This is a genomic window from Pseudomonas sp. LS2P72 (assembly GCF_054897865.1).
In genome coordinates, this window is the sequence record NZ_CM142708.1 from 1,811,608 (window position 1) to 1,836,266 (window position 24,659).

Below are 24,659 nucleotides of genomic sequence, written 5' to 3' on the forward strand. Positions count from 1 at the left end.
ATCCCGTTTACACAAAATCTAGGACACCCTCTGCATTCGCTTCAGCACGGCATTGAGGCCATTACTGCGCGACGGCGACAGCTGTCGGCCAAGCCCCAATTGTTCAAACCAATCCGGCAAATCCACCTGCCGCAACTCATCTGCCGACAACCCGTTAACCCGCGCCAGCAGCAACGCCACCAACCCACGGATCAACCGCGCATCGCTGCTCGCGGCAAATTGCCAGTGACCGTCATTCAACGAACCCACCAACCACACCTGGCTTTCACAGCCATGCACGCGGTTGGCGTCGACTTTATCCACATCGCTCAACCCAGGCAGACGGTCGCCCCATTGCATCAGCAACCGCGCCCTTTGTTCCCAACCGGCAGCCTTCTGAAAAGTCTCCAGCGCCGTAGCCGCATCGGCAGGCAAGTTCATCGCAACAGCTCCAGCGCCTGATCCAACGCTTCAAAGAACCGTTCCAAATCTTCGGAATCGTTGTACAGCGCCAACGACACCCGAATCGCCCCGGCCAGTTCAAAACGCTTGAGCAGCGGCATGGCACAGTGATGACCTGCGCGCACCGCGATCCCCTGTTCGGTCAGCAAATGCGCCAGATCAGAGTTATGCACACCCTCGACGACAAAACTGGCCAGCGCCAGTTGCGGCTTGCCCAGCAACCGAATGCCGTTGCGTGCTTCAAGGCCTTTGAGCAAATAGTCATGCAGCGCTGCTTCATGGGCGCTAACCGCGTCCTGATCGAGCCCCGCCAGATAATCCAGCGTCGCACCCAAACCAATCACCCCGGCAATCGGCGGCGTACCCGCCTCAAAACCCAGTGGCGCCGGGCGGAACCGTGCGCCGTGGTAATCCGCATCCAGCACCATTTCGCCGCCGAATTGCCAGTGGCGCAGTTGCTCAAGCGCTTCATTGCGCCCGAACAGCACGCCCAGACCATCGGGGCCATAGAGCTTGTGGCTGGAAAACACATAGAAGTCGCAACCCAGCGCCTGCACGTCATGCCGGCCATGAACCACGCCTTGGGCGCCATCGACCACGGTCAGCGCGTTATGCGCTTTAGCCATCGTCAAGAGGGCGGGCAACGGCTGCCAGGCACCGAGCACATTGGACAACTGACTGACCGCCAACAAGCGGGTTCGCGGACCAATGAGCTGCGCGGCAGCATCAAGGTCGATCAAACCGTCAGCGTCCAGTGGCAGGATCACCAGCTTCAGGTCGCAACGGTGGGCCAGTTGCTGCCACGGCAACAGATTGGCGTGATGCTCCAGCGCGCTGATGACAACTTCATCGCCCGGATTGAAAAGATGTTCCAGGCCGTAAGCCAGGAGGTTCAGCGCAGACGTTGCGCCGTGGGTAAAGATGATCTGCCCGCAATCGCCGGCATTGAGCCAGTGGGCGACTTTGCTGCGGCTGGCCTCGAACGCCTGGGTGGCGTGGGCGCCGGGCAGGTGTTGCGCCCGATGCACGTTGGCCGCGCCGTTGGCGTAGTAATGCGCCAGGGCATCCAGCAGGGCTTGAGGTTTTTGCGTGGTGGCGGCGTTGTCCAGATACGTCTGGTCTTGCCGTTGCAATGCGGCGATGGCCGGAAAATCGGCACGCCAGGGAGAGGGAATCATCATATTGTTCGGCCCTGGTAAACATGGGCGGATGTACGCCTGACCTGATGGTCGGGTCTACGCCAGACCTGTGTAGGAGCGAAGCTTGCTCGCGAAGGCGTCATCACTGGCGCCAAAAGCTTCGCGAGCAAGCTTCGCTCCTACAGGTCAGGTGATCGTTTGACGCTCGGCTTAGTTGTGAGCGTGCAGTGCTTCGTTCAGTTCGATGGCCGATTTGTGGGTTTTGCATTCCACGGCACCGGTCTCCGAATTGCGACGGAACAGCAGGTCGGGTTGACCGGCCAGTTCACGGGCCTTCACGACTTTGACCAGTGCGTTGTTTTCGTCCAGCAGCGCCACTTTCGTACCAGCGGTCACGTACAGGCCCGATTCAACCGTGTTGCGGTCGCCCAACGGAATGCCGATACCGGCGTTCGCGCCGATCAGGCAGCCTTCGCCGACCTTGATCACGATGTTGCCGCCACCCGACAGGGTGCCCATGGTCGAGCAACCGCCGCCCAGGTCCGAACCCTTGCCGACGAATACACCCGCGGAAACGCGACCTTCGATCATGCCCGGGCCTTCGGTGCCGGCGTTGAAGTTGACAAAACCTTCGTGCATCACGGTGGTGCCTTCGCCGACGTAAGCGCCCAGACGAATACGTGCCGCGTCAGCGATGCGCACGCCGGTCGGAACCACGTAGTCGGTCATTTTCGGGAACTTGTCCACCGAGAACACTTCCAGCAGCTCGCCGCGCAGACGGGCTTCCAGTTGATGTTCGGCCAGTTCGGCCAGGTCGATTGCGCCCTGGCTGGTCCACGCCACGTTCGGCAGCAGTGGGAACACGCCGGCCAGGTTCAGGCCGTGCGGCTTGACCAGACGATGGGACAGCAGGTGCAGCTTGAGGTAAGCCTCAGGCGTGGACGTCAGTTGAGCGTCTTCGGCCAGAAGGGTTGCGACCAGCGGCTTGTGACTCTCGGCCAGACGGGTCAGCAAGGCAGCTTGGGCAACGTCGACACTTTTCAGGGCTTCAGCCAGTTGCGAGGCCTGAGCGGTAGTGAACGCGATCGCCTGATTGCCTTCGGTGTAGCCCAGAATTGGCGCGATGGCAGCGACCAGTTCGGCCGACGGGTTGAGCAGTGGCTGCGCGTAAAACACTTCCAGCCATGCGCCTTGACGGTTTTGAGTGCCGACACCAAAGGCCAGGCTGAACAGGGTAGTGGACATGTTGATACCTCTAACAAAATGGAACGGGCTGCCTTACTTGAGCGCTGCCGCGTAGATATCTGGCTTGAAGCCAATCAGGGTTCGGTCACCGAGATCAAGCACCGGGCGCTTGATCATCGAGGGTTGTGCGAGCATCAGTTCGATGGCTTTCGGCTGGTCGAGATCGGCTTTGCGTTCGTCGTCGAGCTTGCGAAAGGTCGTGCCTGCACGGTTCAACACCACTTGCCAGCCGTGCTCGTCGCACCATTGGGTCAGGTGTTCACGGTCGATTCCGGCCGCTTTGTAATCATGAAAGTCATAGCTGACAGCGTGTTCATCGAGCCAGGTGCGCGCCTTTTTCATGGTGTCGCAGGCTTTGATGCCGAAAAGGTGCAACGTTTTGCTTGAAACGGTCAAGGAATTGCCCCCTTTGCAGGTGCTGGAAATTAATGGTGACGGATTATGCCATGACCGGGCGGTTTCGCGTCGGTCGTGGTCGGGTTTGTCCGTTTGTCGTGGCGATCAGCGATTGCATGCGGCATAGGTGTAACGGCTTGCCCACAGTCTAAGCGGCAAATATGGCACTTCAATGCTGTCGATTGTCTTGGAAAACGCGCTTGATGCAAACCGCCTGCATCGCCTTGCCGTTGTTGCTGCGCTGCGCTGGTGTTTCAGATTGACTTGCTGGAGCGGCGTCTGCGGTTGAAGGCGCTGCGAGCGCAACGCCTGGAGTTGTACAAGCTCAGTCGTCATCACCAGATTGGGGATGACTGCTAACGTTTGGGATAAAGCAACTTCATAAGTTTTTTATCTTTTTTACTGATCTTTCGGTTAACAGGGATTTCCCAATCGCCCAGGGTCAGCGTGTTAGCCACCGGGTGGTGCATGATGGATTTTCTGTCGTAAGGCGTATAAATCGCTTCGATTGTATCGAAGGGCTGAAACAGGTTCCTTTCGACTTTTTCTTGGGTCAGTGGATTCATTTCTCGATTCTGGTAGAACGCATACACTTTCGGTTTATCCCAGGGAATATTGGCCTCAGGGTGTTGGTGTTCATGCATCGCGCCTAAGGCATGTCCAAACTCATGAGTCACGATCACGTCGAAGTCTGCATCTTCAGGTTTGACACCCAGATCCATGGTCTGCCAGTCCGGATGAATCAACAGCGCATCGGTGCCCAGCATTGAGCTGTTGACGTTGTTTTTAGTTGCGATTCTGATGTCACCTTCGAGCCCCTCAACGAAATCGAAGCTCAGATTGATATAGGGCAGCCATTGGCGCGCTGCTTTGATGATCTTCTGTTTGTGTTCATCGTCGGGGCCGTCGATAAACGCGATCTTGAGTGTGCGTCCGTTTGCCCACAGCTTTGAGTAATTGATCAGCGAGCGCTTGCTGCGAGTGCCGCCGCCGGTGCCGGCATTCTCAGGGTTCTCGTTGATGGCGGCTTCAAAGGATTGTTGATCGTCGGGCCATTGGATAAGGGTGCAGTCTTCAATACTGTTCATTGGCTACTTCTTCCTTGAAGTAAGGTCGTGTGAATGCGCACGCTAATGCGCTGCATGAGAGTAAGGGGAACTCTGCAGTTCGGCGAACCTTGATTTCTGCTTAAGTGTTACCGGTTATAAAAGTGTGCCCGCACTGCGTTGCACCGGGCTGCCTGTCAGTGCGTCTGTGGGGGAGGTGAAGTAGCTTGTCTTTGTTATTGCTGGGGGTAAACCTTTCGCATCAGTCGCCGATCTTTTTGGCTGATAGTGTTGTTGTTCTCTACCGACCAGTCACCGGTGGTAAATTCGTTCGGAATCTTGTAATGCATGATTGAAAGTTTGTCATAAGGAGTCGTTCGTGTGTTGATCGCGTCCAGTGTTCTAAAGAAGTTGTGATCGACTTGCTCTTTCGGCCAGTTGAAGTTGCGCAGGTAGAAGTCATAGACCTTGGGTTTGTCCCATGGGATATCGGCGTGCGGGTGTTGGTGTTCATGCTCCATTCCGAGTGCATGTCCGAACTCGTGCATGACCGTTGCATCGAACCGTGGGTGCATCAGGTCGGTGCCAATATTCAGGGTGTTCTCATGAGGCTGGCGCAGTGTCGCATCAGTGCCAATGGCCGAGTAATTTGCAGGCGCCTCCATGGTGATCCGGATATCTCCCGTGGCATCGTCCACAAACTCAAGTGTGAGGTTGATTGAGTTTTGCCATTGTTTTATGGCGTTGATAACTGCGTTGCGGTGTGCGGGGGAGGGCGGGTTTATAAATGCAATTTTCAGAGTTCTGTGGCTGGCCCAGAATTTTGAGTGCGTGGCGACTCCACGTTTCTGGCGTCCACCGGTTGAAGCATTCTGGATGTTGTCAGGGTTTTCTCGTAGAGCAGCCTCATAAGAGGCGTGTGGATCAAAGTTGCCAATAACTTGGCAGGGTGCTAGAGAATGCATTGTTATGTCCTTATCAGATTTAACTTTCGAATGGGTTCGAATGCTGGCGCATTTGATTCGGATTTAATCAGTGATAAGTGGGTGGGGGAAGTTGTAATGTTTAAGTGCTTGTTACTTTATTATGAAGGAGGCCTGTGCTGCGTTGCGCAGTACAGGCTCAGGTTGTTACTTGCGATTAGTTATGAAATTGCGAATCCGCTTAGCTGCTTCGACACATTCCGCCAGCGGTGCAACCAGCGCCATGCGCACTCGGCCTGCGCCGGGATTTGAGCCGTTCACTTCGCGAGACAGATAAGAACCCGGCACCACGGTTACATGTTCTTCAACGAACAGATCACGGCAGAACGCCTCGTCGTCGCCTTCAACATTCGGCCACAAATAGAAACCGCCGTCCGGACGCTGCACATCCATCACCGGGCTGAGGATCTCCAGCACCGCATCGTATTTCTCGCGATACAGCGCACGGTTGGCGCGCACGTGCACTTCGTCATTCCACGCGGCAACACTGGCCAGTTGGGTCTGAACCGGCATCGCGCAGCCGTGGTAGGTGCGATAGAGCAGGAAGCCTTTGAGAATGTCCGCATCACCGGCCACGAAGCCTGAACGCAGACCTGGCAGGTTGGAACGCTTGGACAGGCTGTGGAACACCACGCAACGCTTGAAGTCTTTGCGGCCCAGTTCCACACAGGCGCTGAGCAGGCCAGCCGGCGGGGTTTGTTCGTCGAAATACAGTTCGCTGTAGCACTCGTCGGCGGCGATCACGAAGTCGTATTCGTCGGCCAGGGCGATCAGCTTCTTCAGGGTTTCGACCGGGATCAGTGCACCGGTCGGGTTGCCTGGCGAGCACAGGAACAGGATCTGGCAGCGTTTCCAGATGTCTGGGGAAACGGCGTCGAAATCCGGGTTGAAGCCGTTTTCGTCCAGGCACGGCAGGTAATGCGGCTTGGCTCCGGCAAGGAACGCTGCACCTTCGTAGATCTGATAGAACGGGTTCGGGCTGACCACCAGTGCATCTTCGCCACGGTTGACCACGGTCTGGGTGAAGGCGAACAGCGCTTCACGAGTGCCGTTGACCGGCAGCACATTGCGCGCCGGGTCGAGCCAGCCGTTCGGAACGCTGAAACGACGTTCGCACCACGCGGCGATGGCTTCACGCAGGGCCGGGATGCCGAGGGTGGTCGGGTACACGGCCATCTTATCGAGATTGCTTGCCAGGGCTTCGGCGACGAAGCTTGGCGAACGGTGTTTCGGCTCGCCAATGGACAGCGCAATTGCACGCTTGTCCGGGTTTGGCGTGACGCTGCCGAGCAGGGCGCGGAGCTTCTCGAACGGGTAGGGCTGCAACTGGTTCAGAGCGTTGTTCATCGGGGGCCTCATCTAATGTGGGGGCGAGCCTGTGTGGCGAGGGGATTTATCCCCGTTCGGCTGCGAAGCAGTCGTGAACTCGCTTCAACTTTGAAATGCTGGGGCCGCTTCGCAGCCCAACGGGGATAAATCCCCTCGCCACATGGCCCGCACCCACAGGGAAAGTTGGTTAGTTCAAATACTCAAGCGTGACAGTTTGATATCGGGTTCGTTGCTGACGGTCAGCTGTTCGACGATTGCATCCTGCAAGCGGCTGCACAGCAATGGGTCGGACAACGGCTGGTTGTTTGCGTCGGTGATGAAGAACACGTCCTCCACACGCTCGCCGAGGGTCGCAATCTTGGCGTTCTGCAACGACAGATCGAACTCGAGGAAGATCGTGCCGATGCGTGCCAGCAGGCCTGGGCGGTCGGGGGCGCTGAGTTCCAGTACGGTCACCGGACGCTGGGCGTCGTTGTGGATCGTCACCTGTGGCGCAAACGCGAAATGCTTGAGCTGGCGCGGTACCCGACGCTGAATGATGGTCGGGTAGTCGTCCGGGTTGCGCAGGGCCTCGGTCAGGCCTTCGCGAATCTGTTTGACCCGCGCCGGGTTATCGCCGATCGAGTCGCCGTCAGTGTCGAGCACGATGTAGGTGTCGAGGGTGAACTGGCTGCTGGAGGTGATGACCCGGGCGTCGTGAATGTTCAGGTTGAGCTGGTCCATCGCGGCCACGGTCACGGCGAAGAAGTCGTGTTGATCCGGCGCATAGATAAAGATCTGCGTGCCGCCTTCGAACTCGCGCTGGGTGGTTTCCTTGATCAGCACCAGTGGCCCGCCGTCGGCCGGTTGCTGGAGGATCGCGTCACTGTGCCAGGCCACGTCGCCAGCAGTGTGGCGCAGGAAGTAGTCATCGCCCAATTGCGCCCACAGCTGCTCGACGTCATCCGGGTCGGTGCCGCCGCGTACCAGAATGTCCAGTGCTGCGCTCTGGGTCTGGCGAATCTGCTCTTCGCGATCGACCGGGTTTTCCAGGCCGCGACGCAAGGCCCGCTTGGTCTCGGTGTAGAGCTGGCGCAACAGGCTGGCGCGCCAGGAATTCCACAGCGTCGGATTGGTCGCGTTGATGTCGGCGACGGTCAGCACGTACAGATAATCGAGGTGGGTTTCGTCGCCGACGATCTGCGCGAAATCGTGGATGACGTGTGGGTCGGACAAGTCCTTGCGCTGGGCGGTGGTCGACATCACCAAATGGTTCTGCACCAGCCAGACGATCAGGCGGCTGTCCCACACCGGCAATTGGTGGCGCTGGCAAAAGGCTTCGGCATCCACCGCGCCAATTTCCGAATGGTCGCCATGCCGGCCCTTGCCGATGTCGTGGTACAGACCGGCCAGGTAGATCAGCTCGGGTTTGGGCAGTTTGCCCATGAGCTTGCTGGCCAGCGGGAATTTTTCCGACACCTGGGTGTACTGCAACTTACGCAGATGCTTGATCAGGTTCAGGGTGTGAGCGTCGACCGTATAGATGTGAAACAGATCGTGCTGCATCTGCCCGACGATGAAGCCGAACTCCGGCAAATAGCGCCCGAGGATGCCGTAGCGGTTCATCCGTCGCAGATTGCGATGGATACCGATCTTGCACTTGAACAGTTCGATAAACAGGCTGGTATTGCGAATGTCGTTGCGGAAATCGTCGTCGATCAGGTGGCGGTGTTCTCGCAGCAGGCGAATGGTGTCGGCGCGCACGCCTTTGATTTCCGGCTGCTGGGCCATCAGTACGAAGATTTCCAGCATGGCGAACGGAGTTCGGCGGAACACGTTGTCGTTGCGCGCCTCGATGTAACCGTCGTGCAGCTGGAATCGCGAGTTGATCGGCTGCGGCGGCGCTTGGTCTTCCGGCGCGAGGATGACTTCCTCGAAGTGCTGGATGATCAGGTCGCTGAGCTGGGCAATGCTCATGACCACTCGGTAATACTGTTGCATGAAGTTTTCAATGGCTTGCTTGGCATCATCGCCTTTGAAGCCCAGGAGCCCGGCGATGGTGCGCTGGTGATCAAACAGCAAGCGGTCTTCGGAACGGCCGGCGAGCATGTGCAAGGCGTAACGAACTTTCCACAGGAATTCCTGGGAGGAGGCCAGCAGGGCATTCTCGCTCTCAACCAGGAAACCTTCGCCGGCCAGGGCTCGCAGGTTCAGGGTGCCGTACTCGCGACGAGCCACCCACAGAATCGTCTGAATATCCCGTAGGCCGCCGGGAGAGCCTTTGACGTTGGGTTCCAGGTTGTATTCAGTGTCGTTGTACTTGTGGTGACGGGCCTTCTGCTCGGCGCGTTTGGCCAGGAAGAAGTCCTTGCTCGGCCACATGTGCGCGGTGCTGGTAACGTCCAGCATGCGCTGGCGCAAGCGCTCGGGGCCGCAAATGGTGCGGCTTTCCATCAGGTTGGTGACGACCGTCAGGTCGGCGCGGGCCTCCTGGACGCATTCGTCCACCGAGCGAACGCTCTGACCCACTTCAAGGCCGATGTCCCACAACAGCGTCAGAAAACGCTCGATGGAGTCTCGGAAAACTTCGTGATCGGCGCTGTCCAGCAGGATCAGCAAATCGATGTCGGAGTAAGGGTGCAACTCACCGCGACCGTAGCCGCCGACCGCGACCAGCGCGATGTCGGCTTCGGAACTCAAGCTGAATTGCTCCCAGGCCTTTTGCAGGATGTTATCGACGAACCAGGCGCGATCCTCGATCAACCGGCGAATGTCGCGGCCGCTGCGAAAGCGCTCGTCGAGCACCTCGCGGGCCTGGCGAATCGCTTTTTTGAAGGCCGCGATCGGGCTTGCCTTCAGGGCCAGTTCAGCCTGGAACTGGCCACGGTCGAAGAGTTCGGGATCCACCTGCGGCATCGATTGGCTTTCCTGTCTATAAAGCTGAGGAGCTGCGCGCCCGGATCAGGCCGAAACGCGCGGGATGGTGTCGTCGGCGCGCAGGGTGAAGATCTCGTAACCGGTTTCGGTTACCAGCAGGGTGTGTTCCCACTGTGCCGACAGCTTGCGGTCCTTGGTGATCGCGGTCCAGCCATCGCCCAATACCTTGGTGTCGGCCTTGCCCTGGTTGATCATCGGCTCGATGGTGAACGTCATGCCGGCCTTCAGTTCCATGCCGGTGCCGGCGCGGCCGTAGTGCAGGATCTGCGGCTCTTCATGGAATACCTTGCCAATGCCGTGACCGCAGAATTCGCGAACCACGGAAAAACCGTTCTTTTCAGCGTGCTTCTGGATCACTTCACCGATGTCGCCCAGGCGGCAGCCGGGCTTGACCAGTTCGATGGCCTTGTACATGCATTCCTGGGTCACTTGCGACAGGCGCTCGGCCCAGACCGGCACGGTGCCGACGTGGAACATGCGGCTGGTGTCGCCGTGGTAGCCGTCCTTGATGACGGTGACGTCGATGTTCAGCGTATCGCCATCCTTCAAGACCTTCTCGTTCGGTATGCCGTGGCAGACCACGTGGTTGATCGAGGTGCAGATCGACTTCGGGAAACCCTTGTAGTTGAGCGGGGCAGGGATAGCTTTCTGCTCATTGACGATGTAGTCGTGGCAGATGCGGTCCAGTTCTTCTGTGGTAATGCCCGGCTTGACATGTTCGGCAATCATTTCCAGCACATCGGCGGCCAGTTTGCCGGCGATGCGCATTTTTGCGATGTCCTCCGGGGTTTTGAGGGTGACGGTCATACAGGCTCTCTCTGCGCTCGATGGCGCCTTCTAAAACGGAATGGGCATTGCGCGGTCGATCTTCGCGGCCCTGAAAAACGCGATTCTAACAGACGAGCAGCGCAAATCTGAGCCTCTGTGCATCGCTTCTCCTTATAGAATGGCGCATTCTTGGAGGAATCCAAGGGGCGAAACCAAGGCGAGCGCCAGGATTTAACAATCCGGGTTCCGTTTTTTTCAGCCTTGTGATATAAAATGCGCCGCTTTCCGGGGATCCCCTGAAAAGCCTAAATCCACACACGTGTCGACACGATGACCTGGGTGCCTTCAGCTGATGCTGCTGGTTGGTCATTGGGATACGTGGAGGCCAAACCCGACTTATTAAGGAACTATCATGTCCCAAGTCAACATGCGCGATATGCTGAAGGCCGGTGTGCACTTCGGTCACCAGACCCGTTACTGGAACCCGAAAATGGGTAAGTACATTTTCGGCGCGCGTAACAAGATCCACATTATCAACCTTGAAAAAACCCTGCCAATGTTCAACGAAGCTCTGACTTTCGTAGAGCGTCTGGCCCAGGGCAAAAACAAGATCCTGTTCGTCGGCACCAAGCGTTCCGCTGGCAAGATCGTTGCTGAAGAAGCAGCACGTTGCGGTTCGCCGTACGTCGATCACCGCTGGTTGGGCGGCATGCTGACCAACTTCAAAACCATCCGTGCTTCCATCAAGCGTCTGCGTGACCTTGAAGTGCAAGCCGAAGACGGTACTTTCGCCAAGCTGACCAAGAAAGAAGCGCTGATGCGCACTCGCGATCTTGAGAAGCTCGATCGTTCCCTGGGTGGTATCAAGGACATGGGCGGTCTGCCAGACGCTCTGTTCGTTATCGACGTTGATCACGAGCGCATCGCGATCACCGAAGCCAACAAGCTGGGCATCCCGGTTATCGGCGTAGTCGATACCAACAGCAGCCCGGAAGGCGTTGACTACATCATCCCAGGCAACGATGACGCAATCCGCGCTATCCAGCTGTACATGGGTTCGATGGCTGACGCTGTAATCCGCGGTCGCAACCACGTTGCTGGCGGCACCGAGCAGTTCGTTGAAGAAGCTCCGGTAGCAGCAGCTGAGTAATTGACGCCTTGGCGTTGACTCAGTAAGCAAAAAGGGGGCTTGGCCCCCTTTTTGCCACCTCGAAAACCGTTTGTCGGCAGCGCAGTTACAGCCTTTGTAACCTGCAGCAGCCAGCAAGGGTGGTTCGGGAAGAATTGATCGCCCGTTCGATCGGGTGGAATGGTTGAAAACCTATCCAAGAGGAATTTTGAAATGGCAGAGATTACTGCAGCGTTGGTCAAAGAACTGCGCGAGCGTACTGGCGAAGGCATGATGGACTGCAAAAAGGCCTTGACCAAGGCCGGCGGCGACATCGAAAAAGCCATTGATGACATGCGTGCTTCGGGCGCCATCAAGGCTGCCAAGAAAGCAGGCAACGTGGCTGCTGAAGGCGCAATCGCTCTGAAGGAAGACGGTAAATCCGCCGTTCTGCTGGAAGTGAACTCGCAGACCGACTTCCTGGCTTTGCAGGATGACTTCAAGGCATTTGTCGCTTCCAGCGTTGAAAAAGCGTTCGCTGACAAACTGACTGACGTTGCTCCGCTGATCGCCGCTCAAGAAGCCGATCGCCTGGTTCTGGTCGGCAAGGTTGGCGAAAACGTCAACATCCGTCGCCTGGCTCGCGTTGAAGGTGACGTTGTTGGTGGTTACCTGCACGGCAACAAGATCGGTGTTGTGGTTGCCCTTAAAGGCGGCAGCGTTGAGCTGGCCAAAGACATCGCCATGCACGTAGCGGCGACCAACCCTGAATTCCTGCTGCCATCGGAAGTTTCCGCTGAAGCGGTCGAGCGTGAGAAGGGCGTGTTCCTGACCCTCAACGCTGACAAGATCGCCGGCAAGCCAGAAAACATTGTTGAAAACATGGTCAAAGGCCGTATCAGCAAGTTCCTGGCTGAAGCGAGCCTGGTTGAGCAGGCGTTCGTCAAGAACCCTGAAATCAAGGTTGGCGAACTGGCCAAGAAAGCCGGTGCCGAAATCGTTTCCTTCACCTACTTCAAAGTAGGCGACGGCATCGAGAAGCCGGTCGACAACTTCGCTGAAGAAGTTGCTGCCCAGCTGGCTGCCGCCAAGCAATAAGACGGTTTTTAACTGTCGCCCTGAAGAGGCTGCCCGCTCACGCGCGCAGCCTCTTTTCAGATGGGGCACCAATTTTTAATTGGTTTCCTTTTGGAACTGGCTTACAAAGCCATGTTCCGATGGCGCTGAAGCAGTGCCAAGTTAGAGTGAACGCCAGCTGTAAACAGCTCGCAAAGAATTTTTAAAATACGCCGCAGGAGAGATTCGCAATGGCTCAGCAGGGCAGTGGTTATCAGGCTCGCTATAAACGCATTCTACTCAAGCTTAGCGGCGAGGCCCTGATGGGCTCGGAAGAGTTCGGGATCGATCCGAAAGTTCTGGATCGCATGGCGCTGGAAGTCGGCCAACTGGTCGGCATCGGTGTTCAGGTCGGTCTGGTGATCGGCGGCGGCAACCTGTTCCGTGGTGCAGCGCTGAGCGCGGCCGGCATGGACCGGGTCACCGGTGACCACATGGGCATGCTGGCCACTGTGATGAACGCCCTGGCCATGCGCGATGCGCTGGAACGTGCCAATATCTCGGCCATCGTGATGTCGGCCATTTCCATGGTTGGCGTAACCGATCACTATGATCGCCGCAAAGCCATGCGCCACTTGAATGCCAAGGAAGTCGTGATTTTCGCGGCCGGTACCGGCAATCCGTTCTTCACCACGGATTCGGCAGCGTGCTTGCGTGCAATCGAAATCGATGCCGATGTCGTGCTCAAGGCGACCAAGGTCGATGGCGTCTACACCGCTGACCCATTCAAAGACCCGCATGCCGAGAAGTTCGATCATCTGACTTACGATGAAGTGCTGGATCGCAAGCTGGGCGTGATGGATCTGACAGCCATTTGCCTGTGCCGCGACCACAAGATGCCGTTGCGCGTATTTAACATGAACAAGCCCGGCGCCCTGCTGAATATCGTGCATGGTGGCGCTGAAGGGACCCTGATCGAGGAAGGCCAACAATGATCAACGAAATCAAGAAAGACGCTCAAGAGCGCATGAAAAAATCCGTCGAATCGCTGGCGCACAACTTCGGCCGTATTCGTACGGGCCAGGCGCACCCAAGCATTCTGGAAGGCGTGATGGTTCCGTACTACGGCTCCGACACCCCGATCAAGCAAGTGGCGAACATCACCGTCAAAGACGCCCGTACCCTGCAAGTCGTTGCCTTCGAGCGCAACATGCTGGGTGCCGTCGACAAAGCCATCGGTAGCGCGGGTCTGAACCTCAACCCGACCAACCTGGGTGAGTTGCTGCTGATCTCCATGCCGGCCCTGACCGAAGAAACCCGCAAGGGCTTCACCAAGCAGGCTCGCGATGTCGCTGAAGATGCCCGTGTTGCTGTGCGCAACATCCGTCGTGACGCGAACAGCCAGCTCAAGGATCTGGTCAAGGAAAAAGAAATCAGCGAAGACGAAGAGCGCCGCGCCACTGGCGAGATCGATGATCTGACCAAAAAATACGTGGCTGAAATCGACGCGAATCTGGCGCAGAAAGAAAAAGACCTGATGGCCGTATAAGGGTCACGTTTTCATGGAAAAGACCAAGCAGACTGCGCCGTCCGCGGTGCCGCGCCATGTCGCGATCATCATGGATGGTAATAATCGCTGGGCGAAAAAGCGCTTTATGCCGGGTGTCGCCGGTCATAAAGCGGGCGTGGATGCGGTTCGTGCGGTTATCGAGGTGTGTGCCGAGGCCGGGGTCGAAGTATTGACCCTGTTCGCCTTCTCCAGTGAGAACTGGCAGCGCCCGGCCGACGAGGTCAGCGCCTTGATGGATCTGTTCTTCAAGGCATTGCGTCGCGAGGCCAAGCGCCTGAACGAAAACAACATCAGTTTGCGCATCATTGGCGACCGTTCGCGCTTTCATCCTGAGCTTCAGGCTGCCATGCGTGAAGCTGAGGCAATGACGGCGGGCGCCAATCGCTTCGTTCTGCAGATCGCTGCCAACTATGGCGGACAGTGGGATATCGCGCAGGCCGCACAGCGTCTGGCTCGGGAAGTTCAGGCTGGGCACCTGCGTCCGGAAGACATTACTCCGGAACTGTTGCAAACCTGTCTGGCTACCGGCGATTTGCCGTTGCCGGACTTGTGCATCCGTACCGGTGGCGAGCACCGCATCAGTAACTTCCTGCTGTGGCAACTGGCTTACGCCGAGTTGTACTTCTCCGACCTGTTCTGGCCGGACTTCAAACACGATGCCATGCGTACCGCGCTGGCCGATTTTGCTTCTCGGCAGCGCCGCTTCGGTAAAACGAGCGAGCAGGTCGAGGCTGGAGCCCGGGTTTAATGCTTAAACAACGAATCATCACCGCACTGATCCTGCTGCCGATTGCCCTGTGCGGGTTTTTCCTGCTCGAAGGCACCGGTTTTGCACTGTTCATCGGGCTGGTCGTGACCCTCGGTGCATGGGAGTGGGCTCGCCTGGCCGGCTTCACTGAGCAGCCGATCCGCGTTGCCTATGCGGCTGTCGTCGCGTTGATGCTGTTTGTCATGCATGTCCTGCCTGGGCTCGCACCTTGGGTATTGGGCGCGTCGGTACTTTGGTGGGGCGTTGCAACCTATCTGGTGTTGACGTATCCGCGCTCCAGCGAACTTTGGTCCAGCGCTGCCTGCAAGCTGGTGATCGGTCTGCTGATCCTGCTGCCCGCCTGGCAAGGTCTGGTTCAGATCAAGCAGGAGCCTTTGGGCAACTGGCTGATCATGGCGGTGATGGTGCTGGTCTGGGGCGCTGATATCGGTGCTTACTTCTCCGGTCGGGCCTTTGGCAAGCGCAAGCTGGCGCCACTGGTCAGCCCCGGCAAAAGCTGGGAGGGCGTCTACGGCGGCCTCGCGGTGAGTCTGTTCATTACTGTCATTGTCGGTCTGGTTCGAGACTGGACGGTGGCGCAGTTGTTCAAAGGTCTGATGGGTGCTGCTATCGTCGTGTTTATCTCGGTGGTAGGTGATCTGACTGAAAGCATGTTCAAGCGTCAGTCCGGGATCAAGGACAGCAGTAATCTGCTGCCGGGTCACGGCGGCGTGCTGGACCGTATCGACAGCCTGACTGCAGCGATCCCAGTGTTTGCCGTGCTGCTGTGGATGGCGGCACCGTGAGCCGCCCACAGCAGATTACCGTCCTGGGGGCGACCGGTTCGATCGGTCTGAGCACGCTTGACGTCATCGCTCGCCATCCGGAGCGTTATCAGGTTTTCGCCTTGAGCGGTTTCACCCGTTTGAGCGAGCTATTGGCGCTGTGTGTTCGTCATGCACCGCGGTTCGCCGTGGTGCCTGAGGTGGGTGCCGCCCGGGGTTTGCAGGACGACTTGCGCGCCGCAGGCCTGTCGACCCGCGTGCTGGTGGGGGAAGAGGGCCTGTGTCAGGTTGCTTCCGATCCTGAGGTCGATGCGGTCATGGCAGCCATCGTTGGTGCTGCGGGCTTGCGACCGACTCTGGCGGCAGTCGAGGCCGGCAAAAAAATTCTCCTGGCCAACAAAGAAGCACTGGTGATGTCCGGTGCGCTGTTCATGCAGGCGGTGCGCAAGAGCGGTTCGGTGTTGCTGCCGATCGACAGCGAGCACAACGCGATTTTCCAGTGCATGCCACAGGATTTCGCTCGTGGGCTGGGTGCCGTCGGGGTGCGTCGGATTTTACTCACAGCCTCTGGCGGTCCGTTCCGACAGACACCTATGGCTGAACTGATGCATGTTTCCCCTGAGCAAGCGTGTGCCCACCCGAACTGGTCCATGGGGCGCAAGATTTCGGTGGATTCGGCCAGCATGATGAACAAGGGGTTGGAGCTGATCGAAGCCTGTTGGCTGTTTGATGCCAAGCCGTCCCAGGTCGAAGTGGTGATTCATCCTCAAAGCGTGATTCATTCGCTGGTCGATTACATCGACGGTTCGGTATTGGCCCAGTTAGGTAACCCTGACATGCGCACGCCGATCGCCAACGCGCTGGCCTGGCCGGAGCGAATCGACTCGGGTGTTGCGCCGCTGGACCTGTTTGCAATTGCGCGGCTGGACTTCCAGGCGCCTGATGAAGAGCGATTCCCGTGCCTGCGCCTTGCGCGTCAGGCAGCTGAATCCGGCAATAGCGCGCCGGCCATGCTGAATGCGGCGAATGAAGTGGCGGTCGCGGCCTTTCTCGACGGGCGGGTTCGCTACCCGGAAATCGCGAGTATCATCGAAGAAGTATTGAATCTCGAGCCCGTGGTTGCGGTTGGCGATCTCGAGGCAGTGTTTACGGCCGACGCAAAAGCGCGAGTTCTGGCCGAACAATGGTTGAGTCGTCACGGGCGATAAGTGCTGCAATACGTTGACCCATGCGGCACTGGACAGGATTGCGGAGAAAGTAGATGAGCGCGCTCTATATGATTGTCGGCACCCTGGTAGCTTTGGGTGTGCTGGTCACCTTCCACGAATTCGGCCATTTTTGGGTCGCACGTCGCTGTGGGGTCAAAGTGCTGCGTTTCTCCGTGGGCTTCGGTATGCCGTTGCTGCGCTGGCACGACAAGAAAGGCACTGAGTTCGTCGTCGCCGCGATCCCCCTGGGCGGTTACGTGAAAATGCTCGACGAGCGCGAAGGTGAAGTGCCTGCCGATCAGCTTGATCAATCCTTCAATCGCAAATCCGTCCGCCAGCGTATCGCTATCGTCTCGGCGGGCCCGATTGCCAACTTTTTACTGGCAATGTTTTTTTTCTGGGTGCTCGCCATGCTCGGCAGCGAGCAAGTGCGCCCGGTCATTGGTGCAGTCGAATCCGGCAGTATCGCCGCCAAGGCAGGTTTGAGCGCAGGCCAGGAAATCATTGCCATCGATGGCGAGCCAACTTCCGGCTGGGCCGCGGTGAACCTGCAGTTGGTCCGTCGTCTTGGGGAGAGCGGCTCCCTGCAGTTGCTGGTTCGTGATCAGGGTTCCACAGCAGATTCGCCCCGTGAGCTGATGCTGGATAAATGGCTCAAGGGTGCCGATGAGCCTGATCCGATTCGTTCGCTGGGTTTGCGTCCTTGGCGTCCGGCGCTGCCACCGGTCCTGGCCGAACTTGACCCGAAAGGCCCAGCACAGGCTGCTGGCCTGAAGACCGGTGACCGACTGTTGGCTCTGGACGGCAAGTCGCTTGATGACTGGCAGCAGGTGGTGGACACGGTCCGTATGCACCCTGATACCAAAATCATGCTGCGCGTTGAACGTGAAGGTGCTCAAATCGACGTCCCTGTGACGTTGGCCGCTCGCGGCGAGAAGAAGGCGCCCAGTGGTTATCTGGGGGCTGGGGTGAAGGCAGTTGATTGGCCGCCAGAGATGATTCGCGAAGTGAGTTATGGTCCTGTGGCGGCGATTGGGGAGGGTGCTCGACGCACCTGGACCATGAGCGTACTGACCCTCGATTCGCTCAAGAAAATGTTGTTCGGTGAGCTCTCGGTAAAAAACTTGAGTGGACCGATAACCATTGCTAAAGTGGCGGGCGCTTCTGCCCAGTCGGGTGTCGCTGATTTCCTGAATTTCCTTGCTTATCTGAGTATTAGCTTGGGGGTTCTGAATTTGTTGCCCATTCCTGTACTGGATGGGGGGCATTTGTTGTTTTATCTGATCGAGTGGGCGCGTGGTCGCCCCTTGTCGGATCGGGTGCAGGGTTGGGGGATACAGATCGGTATCAGTTTGGTGATCGGGGTGATGTTGCTTGCTCTTGTCAATGATCTGGGTCGACTGTAACGCTTCGCTGAATTGCGAATCTGCCGCATTTTGCGGCAGTTTGTTTATTGCCAGTTGGAATAAGAAAGGACTTCATGAAACGTCTGCTGCTAACTGCGGTTCTCACCGTATTGATGATCGCCGAAGTTCACGCCGAGTCCTTCACTATCTCTGATATTCGCGTCAATGGCCTCCAGCGGGTCTCCGCGGGTAGCGTCTTTGGTGCTTTGCCGTTGAACGTCGGTGAACAGGCGGATGATCGTCGCCTGGTGGAATCCACTCGTGCGTTGTTCAAAACCGGTTTCTTTCAAGATATCCAGCTGGGCAGAGATGGCAACGTCCTGGTCATTACGGTAGTCGAGCGCCCGTCAGTCGCCAGCATCGAGATCGAGGGTAACAAGGCGATCTCCACTGAAGACCTGATGAAAGGCCTCAAGCAATCCGGTCTGGCCGAAGGCGAGATCTTCCAGCGCGCGACCCTCGAAGGTGTGCGTAACGAGCTGCAGCGCCAATACGTCGCTCAGGGTCGCTACTCGGCTACCGTCGACACTGAAGTGGTGCCGCAGCCGCGTAACCGCGTTGCGTTGAAGGTCAATATCAACGAAGGCACCGTTGCTGCTATCCAGCACATCAACGTGGTGGGTAACACCGTCTTCCCCGATGAAGACCTGATCGACCTGTTTGAACTCAAGACCACCAACTGGCTGTCGTTCTTCAAGAACGATGACAAGTATGCACGTGAAAAACTTTCCGGTGACCTGGAGCGTCTGCGCTCCTACTACCTGGACCGTGGCTATATCAACATGGATATCGCTTCGACCCAGGTCTCCATCACCCCGGACAAGAAGCACGTCTATATCACCGTCAACGTCAATGAAGGCGAGAAGTACACCGTTCGTGACGTCAAGCTGAGCGGCGACCTGAAAGTCCCTGAAGACCAGGTCAAGTCTCTGCTGCTGGTCCAGAAAGGCCAGGTGTTCTCGCGCAAGTTGATGACCACCACGTCCGAACTGATCACCCGCCGTCTGGGTAACGAGGGTTACACCTTCGCCAACGTCAATGGCGTGCCTCAGCCTCACGATGAAGATCACACGGTCGACATCACGTTCGCTGTCGATCCGGGCAAGCGTGCTTACGTGAACCGCATCAACTTTCGTGGCAACACCAAGTCCGAAGACGAAGTGCTGCGCCGTGAAATGCGTCAGATGGAAGGCGGCTGGGCTTCGACTTACCTGATCGACCAATCCAAGACTCGTCTTGAGCGTCTGGGCTTCTTCAAGGAAGTCAACGTCGAAACACCGGCCGTGCCGGGCGTCGACGACCAGGTAGACGTGAACTACAGCGTTGAAGAACAGGCTTCCGGTTCGATTACCGCCAGCGTCGGTTTCGCCCAGAGCGCCGGTCTGATCCTCGGTGGTTCGATCACCCAGAACAACTTCCTGGGTACGGGTAACAAGGTCAGCATCGGTTTGACTCGCAGTGAATACCAGAGCCGGTATAACTTCGGTTATGTCGACCCGTACTGGACTGCTGATGGCGTGAGCCTGGGTTACAACGCGTTCTATCGCACCACCGACTACGACGATCTCGACGTCGACGTAGCCAGCTATGCCGTAGACAGCCTGGGTGCAGGCGTGAGCGTCGGTTATCCAATCAGCGAGACTTCGCGTCTGACCTTCGGCCTGACTGCGCAACAAGACAAGATCAAGACTGGCCAATACACCGTTGACGAGATCTTCGACTTCGTTAACCGCGAGGGCGACAACTACCTGAACTTCAAGGCTTCGGCCGGTTGGTCCGAGTCCACTCTGAACAAAGGCGTACTGGCGACTCGCGGTCGTTCCCAGAGCCTGACTCTGGAAACCACCACGCCTGGCAGCGACTTGTCGTTCTTCAAGCTCGATTACCGTGGCCAGGTGTTCCAGCCATTGTCCGAAAACTACACCATGCGTCTGCACACCGAGCTGGGCTACGGCGATGGCTACGGTTCGACCGATGGCTTGCCGTTCTATGAAAACTACTATGCTGGTGGTTTCAACTCGGTTCGTGGTTTCAAGGACAGTACTCTGGGGCCTCGCAGTACACCAAGTACCGGTAAAAACCCGGGGACGTCGGTCGACCCGGACCAGGATCCACTGCCATTCGGTGGTAATGTCCTGATCCAGGGCGGTGTTGAGGTTCTGTTCCCTCTGCCGTTCGTCAAGGATCAGCGTTCCCTTCGCACCTCGGTTTTCTGGGACGTGGGTAACGTGTTCGACTCGACGTGCAAAGAGACCAGGAACGCTGACGGTTCGAAGTCCAACACGCAGTGTAACGACATCAGCTTGAGCAACCTGGCCAGCTCCGTCGGTGTTGGCGTGACCTGGGTTACCGCGCTGGGTCCTCTGAGTTTCGCGTTGGCCATGCCGATCAAGAAACCGGATGAAGCTGAGACTCAAGTGTTCCAATTCTCCCTCGGCCAGACGTTCTAAGCGTCTGACCCAAGATAACGACAATGGATTTTGTAGGAGTGCATCGTGCGTAAGTTGACTCAATTGGTTCTCCTGGCGACCGTACTGGTTGCAGGTCCGGCTTTTGCCGACATGAAAATCGCCGTTCTGAACTATCAGATGGCACTGCTGGAATCGGATGCGGCCAAGAAGTACGCCGTTGATGCCGAGAAGAAGTTCGGTCCACAGCTGTCCAAGCTCAAGACTTTGGAAAGCAGTGCCAAAGGTATCCAGGACCGTCTGATGGCTGGCGGCGACAAGATGCAGCAAGGCGAACGTGAACGCCTGGAACTCGAGTTCAAGCAGAAGGCCCGTGACTTCCAGTTCCAGTCCAAGGAACTGAACGAAGCCAAAGCCGTTGCCGACCGTGAAATGCTGAAACAGCTCAAGCCGAAACTGGACAGCGCTGTGGAAGAAGTCATCAAGAAAGGTGCTTTTGACCTGGTCTTCGAGCGTGGCGCAGTGATTGATGTCAAACCTCAGTACGACATCACTCGCCAGGTTATCGAGCGCATGAATCAGCTGAAGTAACCATGACAGCGACTATAAAGCTCGGCCAATTGGCCGAGTTCCTCGGCGCCACACTGCGTGGCGACCCGGAGAAAGAAATTACTGGGCTAGCCACTTTGCAAGAGGCTGGCCCAGCTCAGTTGAGCTTTCTCGCAAACCCCCAATACCGTAAATACCTGGCGGACAGCCGGGCCGCAGCGTTGTTGCTGAAGGCCGCTGATGCTGAAGGTTTTGCAGGTAATGCGCTGGTCGTGCCTGATCCGTATCTGGCCTACGCGCGGATTTCCCATCTGTTCGATCCCAAGCCAAAGGCGGCTGCCGGGATTCATCCGACAGCCGTTGTGGCAGCGGATGCAGTGGTCGATCCAGCGGCGAGCATTGGTGCTTTTGCGGTGATCGAAAGCTGCGCACGTATTGCTGCGGATGTGACCGTTGGCGCGCACTGCTTCATTGGTGCTCGCTGCGAGATTGGCGAGGGCGGCTGGCTGGCCCCGCGAGTCACGCTGTACCACGATGTTCGCATCGGTAAACGGGTGGTGATTCAATCGGGTGCCGTGCTCGGTGGCGAAGGTTTCGGTTTTGCCAACGAGAAAGGTGTCTGGCAGAAAATCGCCCAGATCGGTGGTGTGCTGGTCGGTGACGACGTGGAGATTGGCGTGAATACCGCTATTGATCGCGGTGCACTGGCCGATACCGTTCTGGGTAACGGTGTGAAGCTCGACAACCAGATTCAGATCGCCCACAACGTGCAGGTTGGTGATCACACCGCCATGGCGGCGTGCGTGGGGATCTCCGGCAGCACCAAAATCGGCAAGCATTGCATGCTCGCCGGTGGCGTAGGGCTGGTGGGGCATATCGAAATTTGCGACAACGTTTTCATCACCGGGATGACCATGGTGACCCATTCGATTACCGAAAAGGGTTCCTATTCTTCCGGTACAGCCATGCAGCCGGCAGCCGAATGGCGCAAAAGCGCGGCCCGCATCCGTCAGCTCGATGACATCGCGCGGCGTCTGCGACAGCTGGAAAAGCGTGTAGGGGAAGTGACCCCTGACGGTAATGCTTCATCAGATGGCTGATACCATTTCCATATCAAGTGTGCACAGCCGCTAGACTGCCTCCTTGATTTGCTAGAGGGGTGCGCGTCAGTCGCGCCTCCCAATCTTTACATAGGCTTCCCCCCGAAATGATGGACATCAACGAGATTCGCGAATACCTGCCTCACCGTTACCCGTTCCTGCTGGTGGACCGGGTCGTGGATCTGGATGTGGAAGGCAAGCGCATTCGCGCCTACAAGAATGTCAGCATCAACGAACCTTTCTTCAATGGTCACTTCCCTGCGCATCCAATCATGCCGGGCGTATTGATCATTGAAGCGATGGCTCAGGCTGCCGGTATCCTTGGCTTCAAAATGCTCGACGTGAAGCCTGCCGACGGCACGCTCTACTACTTCGTCGGCTCCGACAAGCTGCGTTTTCGCCAGCCCGTCACCCCAGGCGATCAATTGATCCTTGAAGCCCGTTTCATCAGCTGCAAGCGTCAGATCTGGAAGTTCGAGTGCCAGGCTTCGGTCGATGGCAAGCCAGTCTGTTCTGCTGAAATCATCTGCGCGGAACGCAAACTATGAGTTTGATTGACCCTCGCGCAATCATCGATCCGGCGGCTATCCTGGCCGACGGCGTCGAGGTCGGCCCTTGGTCGATCATCGGTGCAGGTGTGGAAATCGGCGAGGGGACAGTGATCGGGCCGCATGTGATTCTCAAAGGCCCGACCCGAATCGGAAAGCACAACCGCATCTACCAGTTTTCTTCGGTAGGCGAGGACACGCCCGATCTGAAATACAAGGGTGAAGAAACCCGTCTGGTCATTGGTGACCACAACGTCATCCGTGAAGGCGTGACGATTCACCGTGGGACCGTTCAGGACCGTTCTGAAACAACCCTGGGCGACCACAATCTGATCATGGCCTATGCCCACATCGGCCACGACAGCGTCATCGGCAACCACTGCATTCTGGTCAACAACACTGCGTTGGCGGGCCATGTGCACGTTGAAGACTGGGCGATCCTGTCCGGTTTCACCCTGGTTCACCAGTATTGCCATATCGGCGCCCACAGCTTTTCCGGTATGGGCACCGCCATCGGCAAGGATGTCCCAGCGTACGTTACGGTGTTCGGCAACCCGGCCGAAGCTCGCAGCATGAACTTCGAAGGCATGCGTCGTCGCGGTTTCAGCGAAGATGCGATCCACGCCCTGCGTCGTGCCTACAAGGTGGTTTACCGCCAGGGCCTGACGGTCGAGCAGGCGCTCGCCGAACTGGCCGAGCCTTCGGATCAGTTCCCGGAAGTCGCGGTGTTCCGTGATTCCATCCAGTCTTCGACTCGCGGCATCACTCGTTAATCATGGCTAATCTGCGTATTGCGCTGGTAGCGGGTGAGGCTTCCGGCGACATTCTTGGCGCGGGTCTCATGCGCGCCCTCAAGGCTCAGCACCCGGCAGTCGAGTTCATCGGTGTCGGTGGCCCGCTGATGCAGGCTGAAGGCCTGACTTCCTATTTCCCGATGGAACGTCTTTCGGTCATGGGCCTGGTGGAAGTGCTGGGTCGCTTGCGCGAGTTGCTGGCACGCCGCAAGAAGCTGGTTGCCGACCTGATCGCCGAGAAGCCGGACGTGTTCATCGGTATCGATGCCCCGGACTTCAACCTCAATATCGAACTCAAGCTGCGTCAGGCCGGGATCAAGACCGTGCATTACGTGAGCCCGTCGGTTTGGGCCTGGCGACAGAAACGGGTGCTGAAGATTCGCGAAGGCTGCGATCTGATGCTGACGCTGTTCCCGTTCGAAGCGAAATTTTATGAAGAGAAGGGCGTGCCGGTGCGGTTTGTCGGGCATTCCCTGGCTGACGCCATCCCGCTTGAAGCGGATCGCGCCGCCGCGCGGGCTGAACTCGGCTTGCCCGACGGGCCGCTGGTTGCTCTGATGCCCGGTAGTCGCGGTGGCGAAGTTGGCCGGCTCGGTGCGTTGTTCCTCGATACCGCCCAGCGTCTGCGAGCCCTGCGCCCTGGTGTGCGGTTCGTCATGCCTTGCGCCGGCCCCGAGCGCCGCAAGCAACTTGAAGAGCTGCTGGCGGGCCGAGATCTGCCGCTGACATTGCTCGATGGCAAATCCCATCTGGCTCTGGCGGCCTGCGACGCGGTACTGATCGCCTCCGGAACGGCGACGCTGGAAGCGTTGTTGTACAAACGGCCGATGGTGGTCGCGTACCGCTTGGCACCGCTTACGTTCTGGATTCTCAAGCGCATGGTGAAAAGTCCCTACATCTCCTTGCCGAACCTGCTGGCCCAGCGCCTGTTGGTGCCCGAGTTGTTGCAGGACGATGCGACGGTTGAAGCCTTGGCCCAGACGCTGTCGCCACTGATCGAAGGCGGTGAAGAACAGACCCGCGGCTTCGATGAAATTCACCGTACCTTACGTCTGGACGCCTCCAATCAGGCGGCGGACGCGGTACTGAACCTGATCGGCAAAACACAATGAGCAA

At 57.8% G+C, this 24,659-nt stretch carries 23 protein-coding genes; 14 read left to right on the forward strand and 9 right to left on the reverse strand.

The genetic code is table 11. The features are described from left to right. Window positions 1-18 precede the first annotated feature (18 nt). The 9 genes from ACYZUA_RS08360 to map all read right to left on the reverse strand — a co-directional run bounded on the left by ACYZUA_RS08360 (window position 19) and on the right by map (window position 10,302). Complete coding sequence (locus ACYZUA_RS08360) at window positions 19-420, reverse strand: SufE family protein (protein ID WP_461962719.1); 402 nt, start codon at window positions 418-420, stop codon at window positions 19-21. Next, entirely contained in the window at window positions 417-1,622 is a 1,206-nt protein-coding gene (locus ACYZUA_RS08365) for an aminotransferase class V-fold PLP-dependent enzyme (RefSeq protein WP_461962720.1), read from the reverse strand. Before ACYZUA_RS08365 ends, ACYZUA_RS08360 begins: the two co-directional genes overlap by 4 nt. A gap of 168 nt (window positions 1,623-1,790) precedes the next feature. Then, entirely contained in the window at window positions 1,791-2,825 is a 1,035-nt protein-coding gene (dapD, locus tag ACYZUA_RS08370) for a 2,3,4,5-tetrahydropyridine-2,6-dicarboxylate N-succinyltransferase (RefSeq protein ID WP_461962721.1), read from the reverse strand. A gap of 33 nt (window positions 2,826-2,858) precedes the next feature. Beyond that, the gene (locus ACYZUA_RS08375; protein ID WP_461963914.1) at window positions 2,859-3,167 is read right to left on the reverse strand and encodes an arsenate reductase; all 309 of its coding nucleotides are present in this window, start codon (window positions 3,165-3,167) and stop codon (window positions 2,859-2,861) included. 410 nt (window positions 3,168-3,577) lie between these two features. Further along, window positions 3,578-4,309, reverse strand: a complete 732-nt coding sequence (locus ACYZUA_RS08380; RefSeq protein ID WP_461962722.1) for a M12 family metallopeptidase — start codon at window positions 4,307-4,309, stop codon at window positions 3,578-3,580. A 194-nt stretch (window positions 4,310-4,503) separates the two neighbouring features. Beyond that, on the reverse strand, window positions 4,504-5,232 hold the full coding sequence (locus tag ACYZUA_RS08385) for a M12 family metallopeptidase (protein ID WP_461962723.1): 729 nt from the start codon (window positions 5,230-5,232) through the stop codon (window positions 4,504-4,506). 165 nt (window positions 5,233-5,397) lie between these two features. Next, window positions 5,398-6,597 (reverse strand): succinyldiaminopimelate transaminase, encoded by a 1,200-nt coding sequence (gene dapC, locus ACYZUA_RS08390; protein WP_461962724.1) that lies wholly within the window; start codon window positions 6,595-6,597, stop codon window positions 5,398-5,400. Window positions 6,598-6,771: 174 nt separating this feature from the next. Continuing rightward, window positions 6,772-9,474: a [protein-PII] uridylyltransferase gene (locus ACYZUA_RS08395; RefSeq protein WP_461962725.1), complete on the reverse strand. Its 2,703-nt coding sequence runs from the start codon at window positions 9,472-9,474 to the stop codon at window positions 6,772-6,774. Between the two features lie 45 nt (window positions 9,475-9,519). Then, complete coding sequence (gene map / locus ACYZUA_RS08400; protein WP_461962726.1) at window positions 9,520-10,302, reverse strand: type I methionyl aminopeptidase; 783 nt, start codon at window positions 10,300-10,302, stop codon at window positions 9,520-9,522. A gap of 373 nt (window positions 10,303-10,675) precedes the next feature. On the opposite strand from map, the gene rpsB reads away from it, so the two are divergent. From rpsB to lpxB, 14 genes are all read left to right on the forward strand, one after another. After that, window positions 10,676-11,413, forward strand: a complete 738-nt coding sequence (gene rpsB / locus ACYZUA_RS08405) for a 30S ribosomal protein S2 (RefSeq protein WP_003219330.1) — start codon at window positions 10,676-10,678, stop codon at window positions 11,411-11,413. 192 nt (window positions 11,414-11,605) lie between these two features. Continuing rightward, a complete protein-coding gene (tsf, locus tag ACYZUA_RS08410) occupies window positions 11,606-12,469 on the forward strand; it encodes a translation elongation factor Ts (RefSeq protein ID WP_033056302.1) in 864 nt (287 codons plus the stop codon). A gap of 209 nt (window positions 12,470-12,678) precedes the next feature. Then, window positions 12,679-13,422 (forward strand): UMP kinase, encoded by a 744-nt coding sequence (gene pyrH, locus ACYZUA_RS08415; RefSeq protein WP_003172271.1) that lies wholly within the window; start codon window positions 12,679-12,681, stop codon window positions 13,420-13,422. Next, window positions 13,419-13,976, forward strand: a complete 558-nt coding sequence (gene frr, locus ACYZUA_RS08420) for a ribosome recycling factor (RefSeq protein ID WP_007907979.1) — start codon at window positions 13,419-13,421, stop codon at window positions 13,974-13,976. The genes pyrH and frr overlap by 4 nt, the downstream gene beginning before the upstream one ends. 13 nt (window positions 13,977-13,989) lie before the next feature. Further along, on the forward strand, window positions 13,990-14,745 hold the full coding sequence (gene uppS / locus ACYZUA_RS08425) for a polyprenyl diphosphate synthase (RefSeq protein WP_429511987.1): 756 nt from the start codon (window positions 13,990-13,992) through the stop codon (window positions 14,743-14,745). Then, a complete protein-coding gene (locus ACYZUA_RS08430) occupies window positions 14,745-15,551 on the forward strand; it encodes a phosphatidate cytidylyltransferase (RefSeq protein ID WP_461962727.1) in 807 nt (268 codons plus the stop codon). The genes uppS and ACYZUA_RS08430 overlap by 1 nt, the downstream gene beginning before the upstream one ends. Beyond that, complete coding sequence (gene ispC, locus ACYZUA_RS08435) at window positions 15,548-16,738, forward strand: 1-deoxy-D-xylulose-5-phosphate reductoisomerase (RefSeq protein ID WP_461962728.1); 1,191 nt, start codon at window positions 15,548-15,550, stop codon at window positions 16,736-16,738. Before ACYZUA_RS08430 ends, ispC begins: the two co-directional genes overlap by 4 nt. Window positions 16,739-16,791: 53 nt before the next feature. Then, complete coding sequence (gene rseP, locus ACYZUA_RS08440) at window positions 16,792-18,144, forward strand: sigma E protease regulator RseP (RefSeq protein WP_461962729.1); 1,353 nt, start codon at window positions 16,792-16,794, stop codon at window positions 18,142-18,144. Window positions 18,145-18,218: 74 nt separating this feature from the next. Next, window positions 18,219-20,594 carry an outer membrane protein assembly factor BamA gene (gene bamA, locus ACYZUA_RS08445; protein WP_461962730.1) on the forward strand — a complete coding sequence of 792 codons (2,376 nt, stop codon included), beginning with the start codon at window positions 18,219-18,221 and terminating at the stop codon, window positions 20,592-20,594. 45 nt (window positions 20,595-20,639) lie between these two features. Continuing rightward, window positions 20,640-21,143, forward strand: coding sequence for an OmpH/Skp family outer membrane protein (locus tag ACYZUA_RS08450; protein WP_010462812.1), 504 nt, complete (start codon window positions 20,640-20,642; stop codon window positions 21,141-21,143). Window positions 21,144-21,145: 2 nt separating this feature from the next. After that, window positions 21,146-22,201, forward strand: coding sequence for a UDP-3-O-(3-hydroxymyristoyl)glucosamine N-acyltransferase (gene lpxD / locus ACYZUA_RS08455; RefSeq protein WP_461962731.1), 1,056 nt, complete (start codon window positions 21,146-21,148; stop codon window positions 22,199-22,201). Window positions 22,202-22,308: 107 nt separating this feature from the next. Beyond that, window positions 22,309-22,749 carry a 3-hydroxyacyl-ACP dehydratase FabZ gene (gene fabZ, locus ACYZUA_RS08460; RefSeq protein WP_008154051.1) on the forward strand — a complete coding sequence of 147 codons (441 nt, stop codon included), beginning with the start codon at window positions 22,309-22,311 and terminating at the stop codon, window positions 22,747-22,749. Beyond that, window positions 22,746-23,522, forward strand: coding sequence for an acyl-ACP--UDP-N-acetylglucosamine O-acyltransferase (lpxA, locus tag ACYZUA_RS08465; RefSeq protein ID WP_095128093.1), 777 nt, complete (start codon window positions 22,746-22,748; stop codon window positions 23,520-23,522). Before fabZ ends, lpxA begins: the two co-directional genes overlap by 4 nt. 2 nt (window positions 23,523-23,524) lie before the next feature. Then, entirely contained in the window at window positions 23,525-24,655 is a 1,131-nt protein-coding gene (lpxB, locus tag ACYZUA_RS08470) for a lipid-A-disaccharide synthase (RefSeq protein WP_140677641.1), read from the forward strand. The last annotated feature ends 4 nt before the right edge of the window (window positions 24,656-24,659 follow it).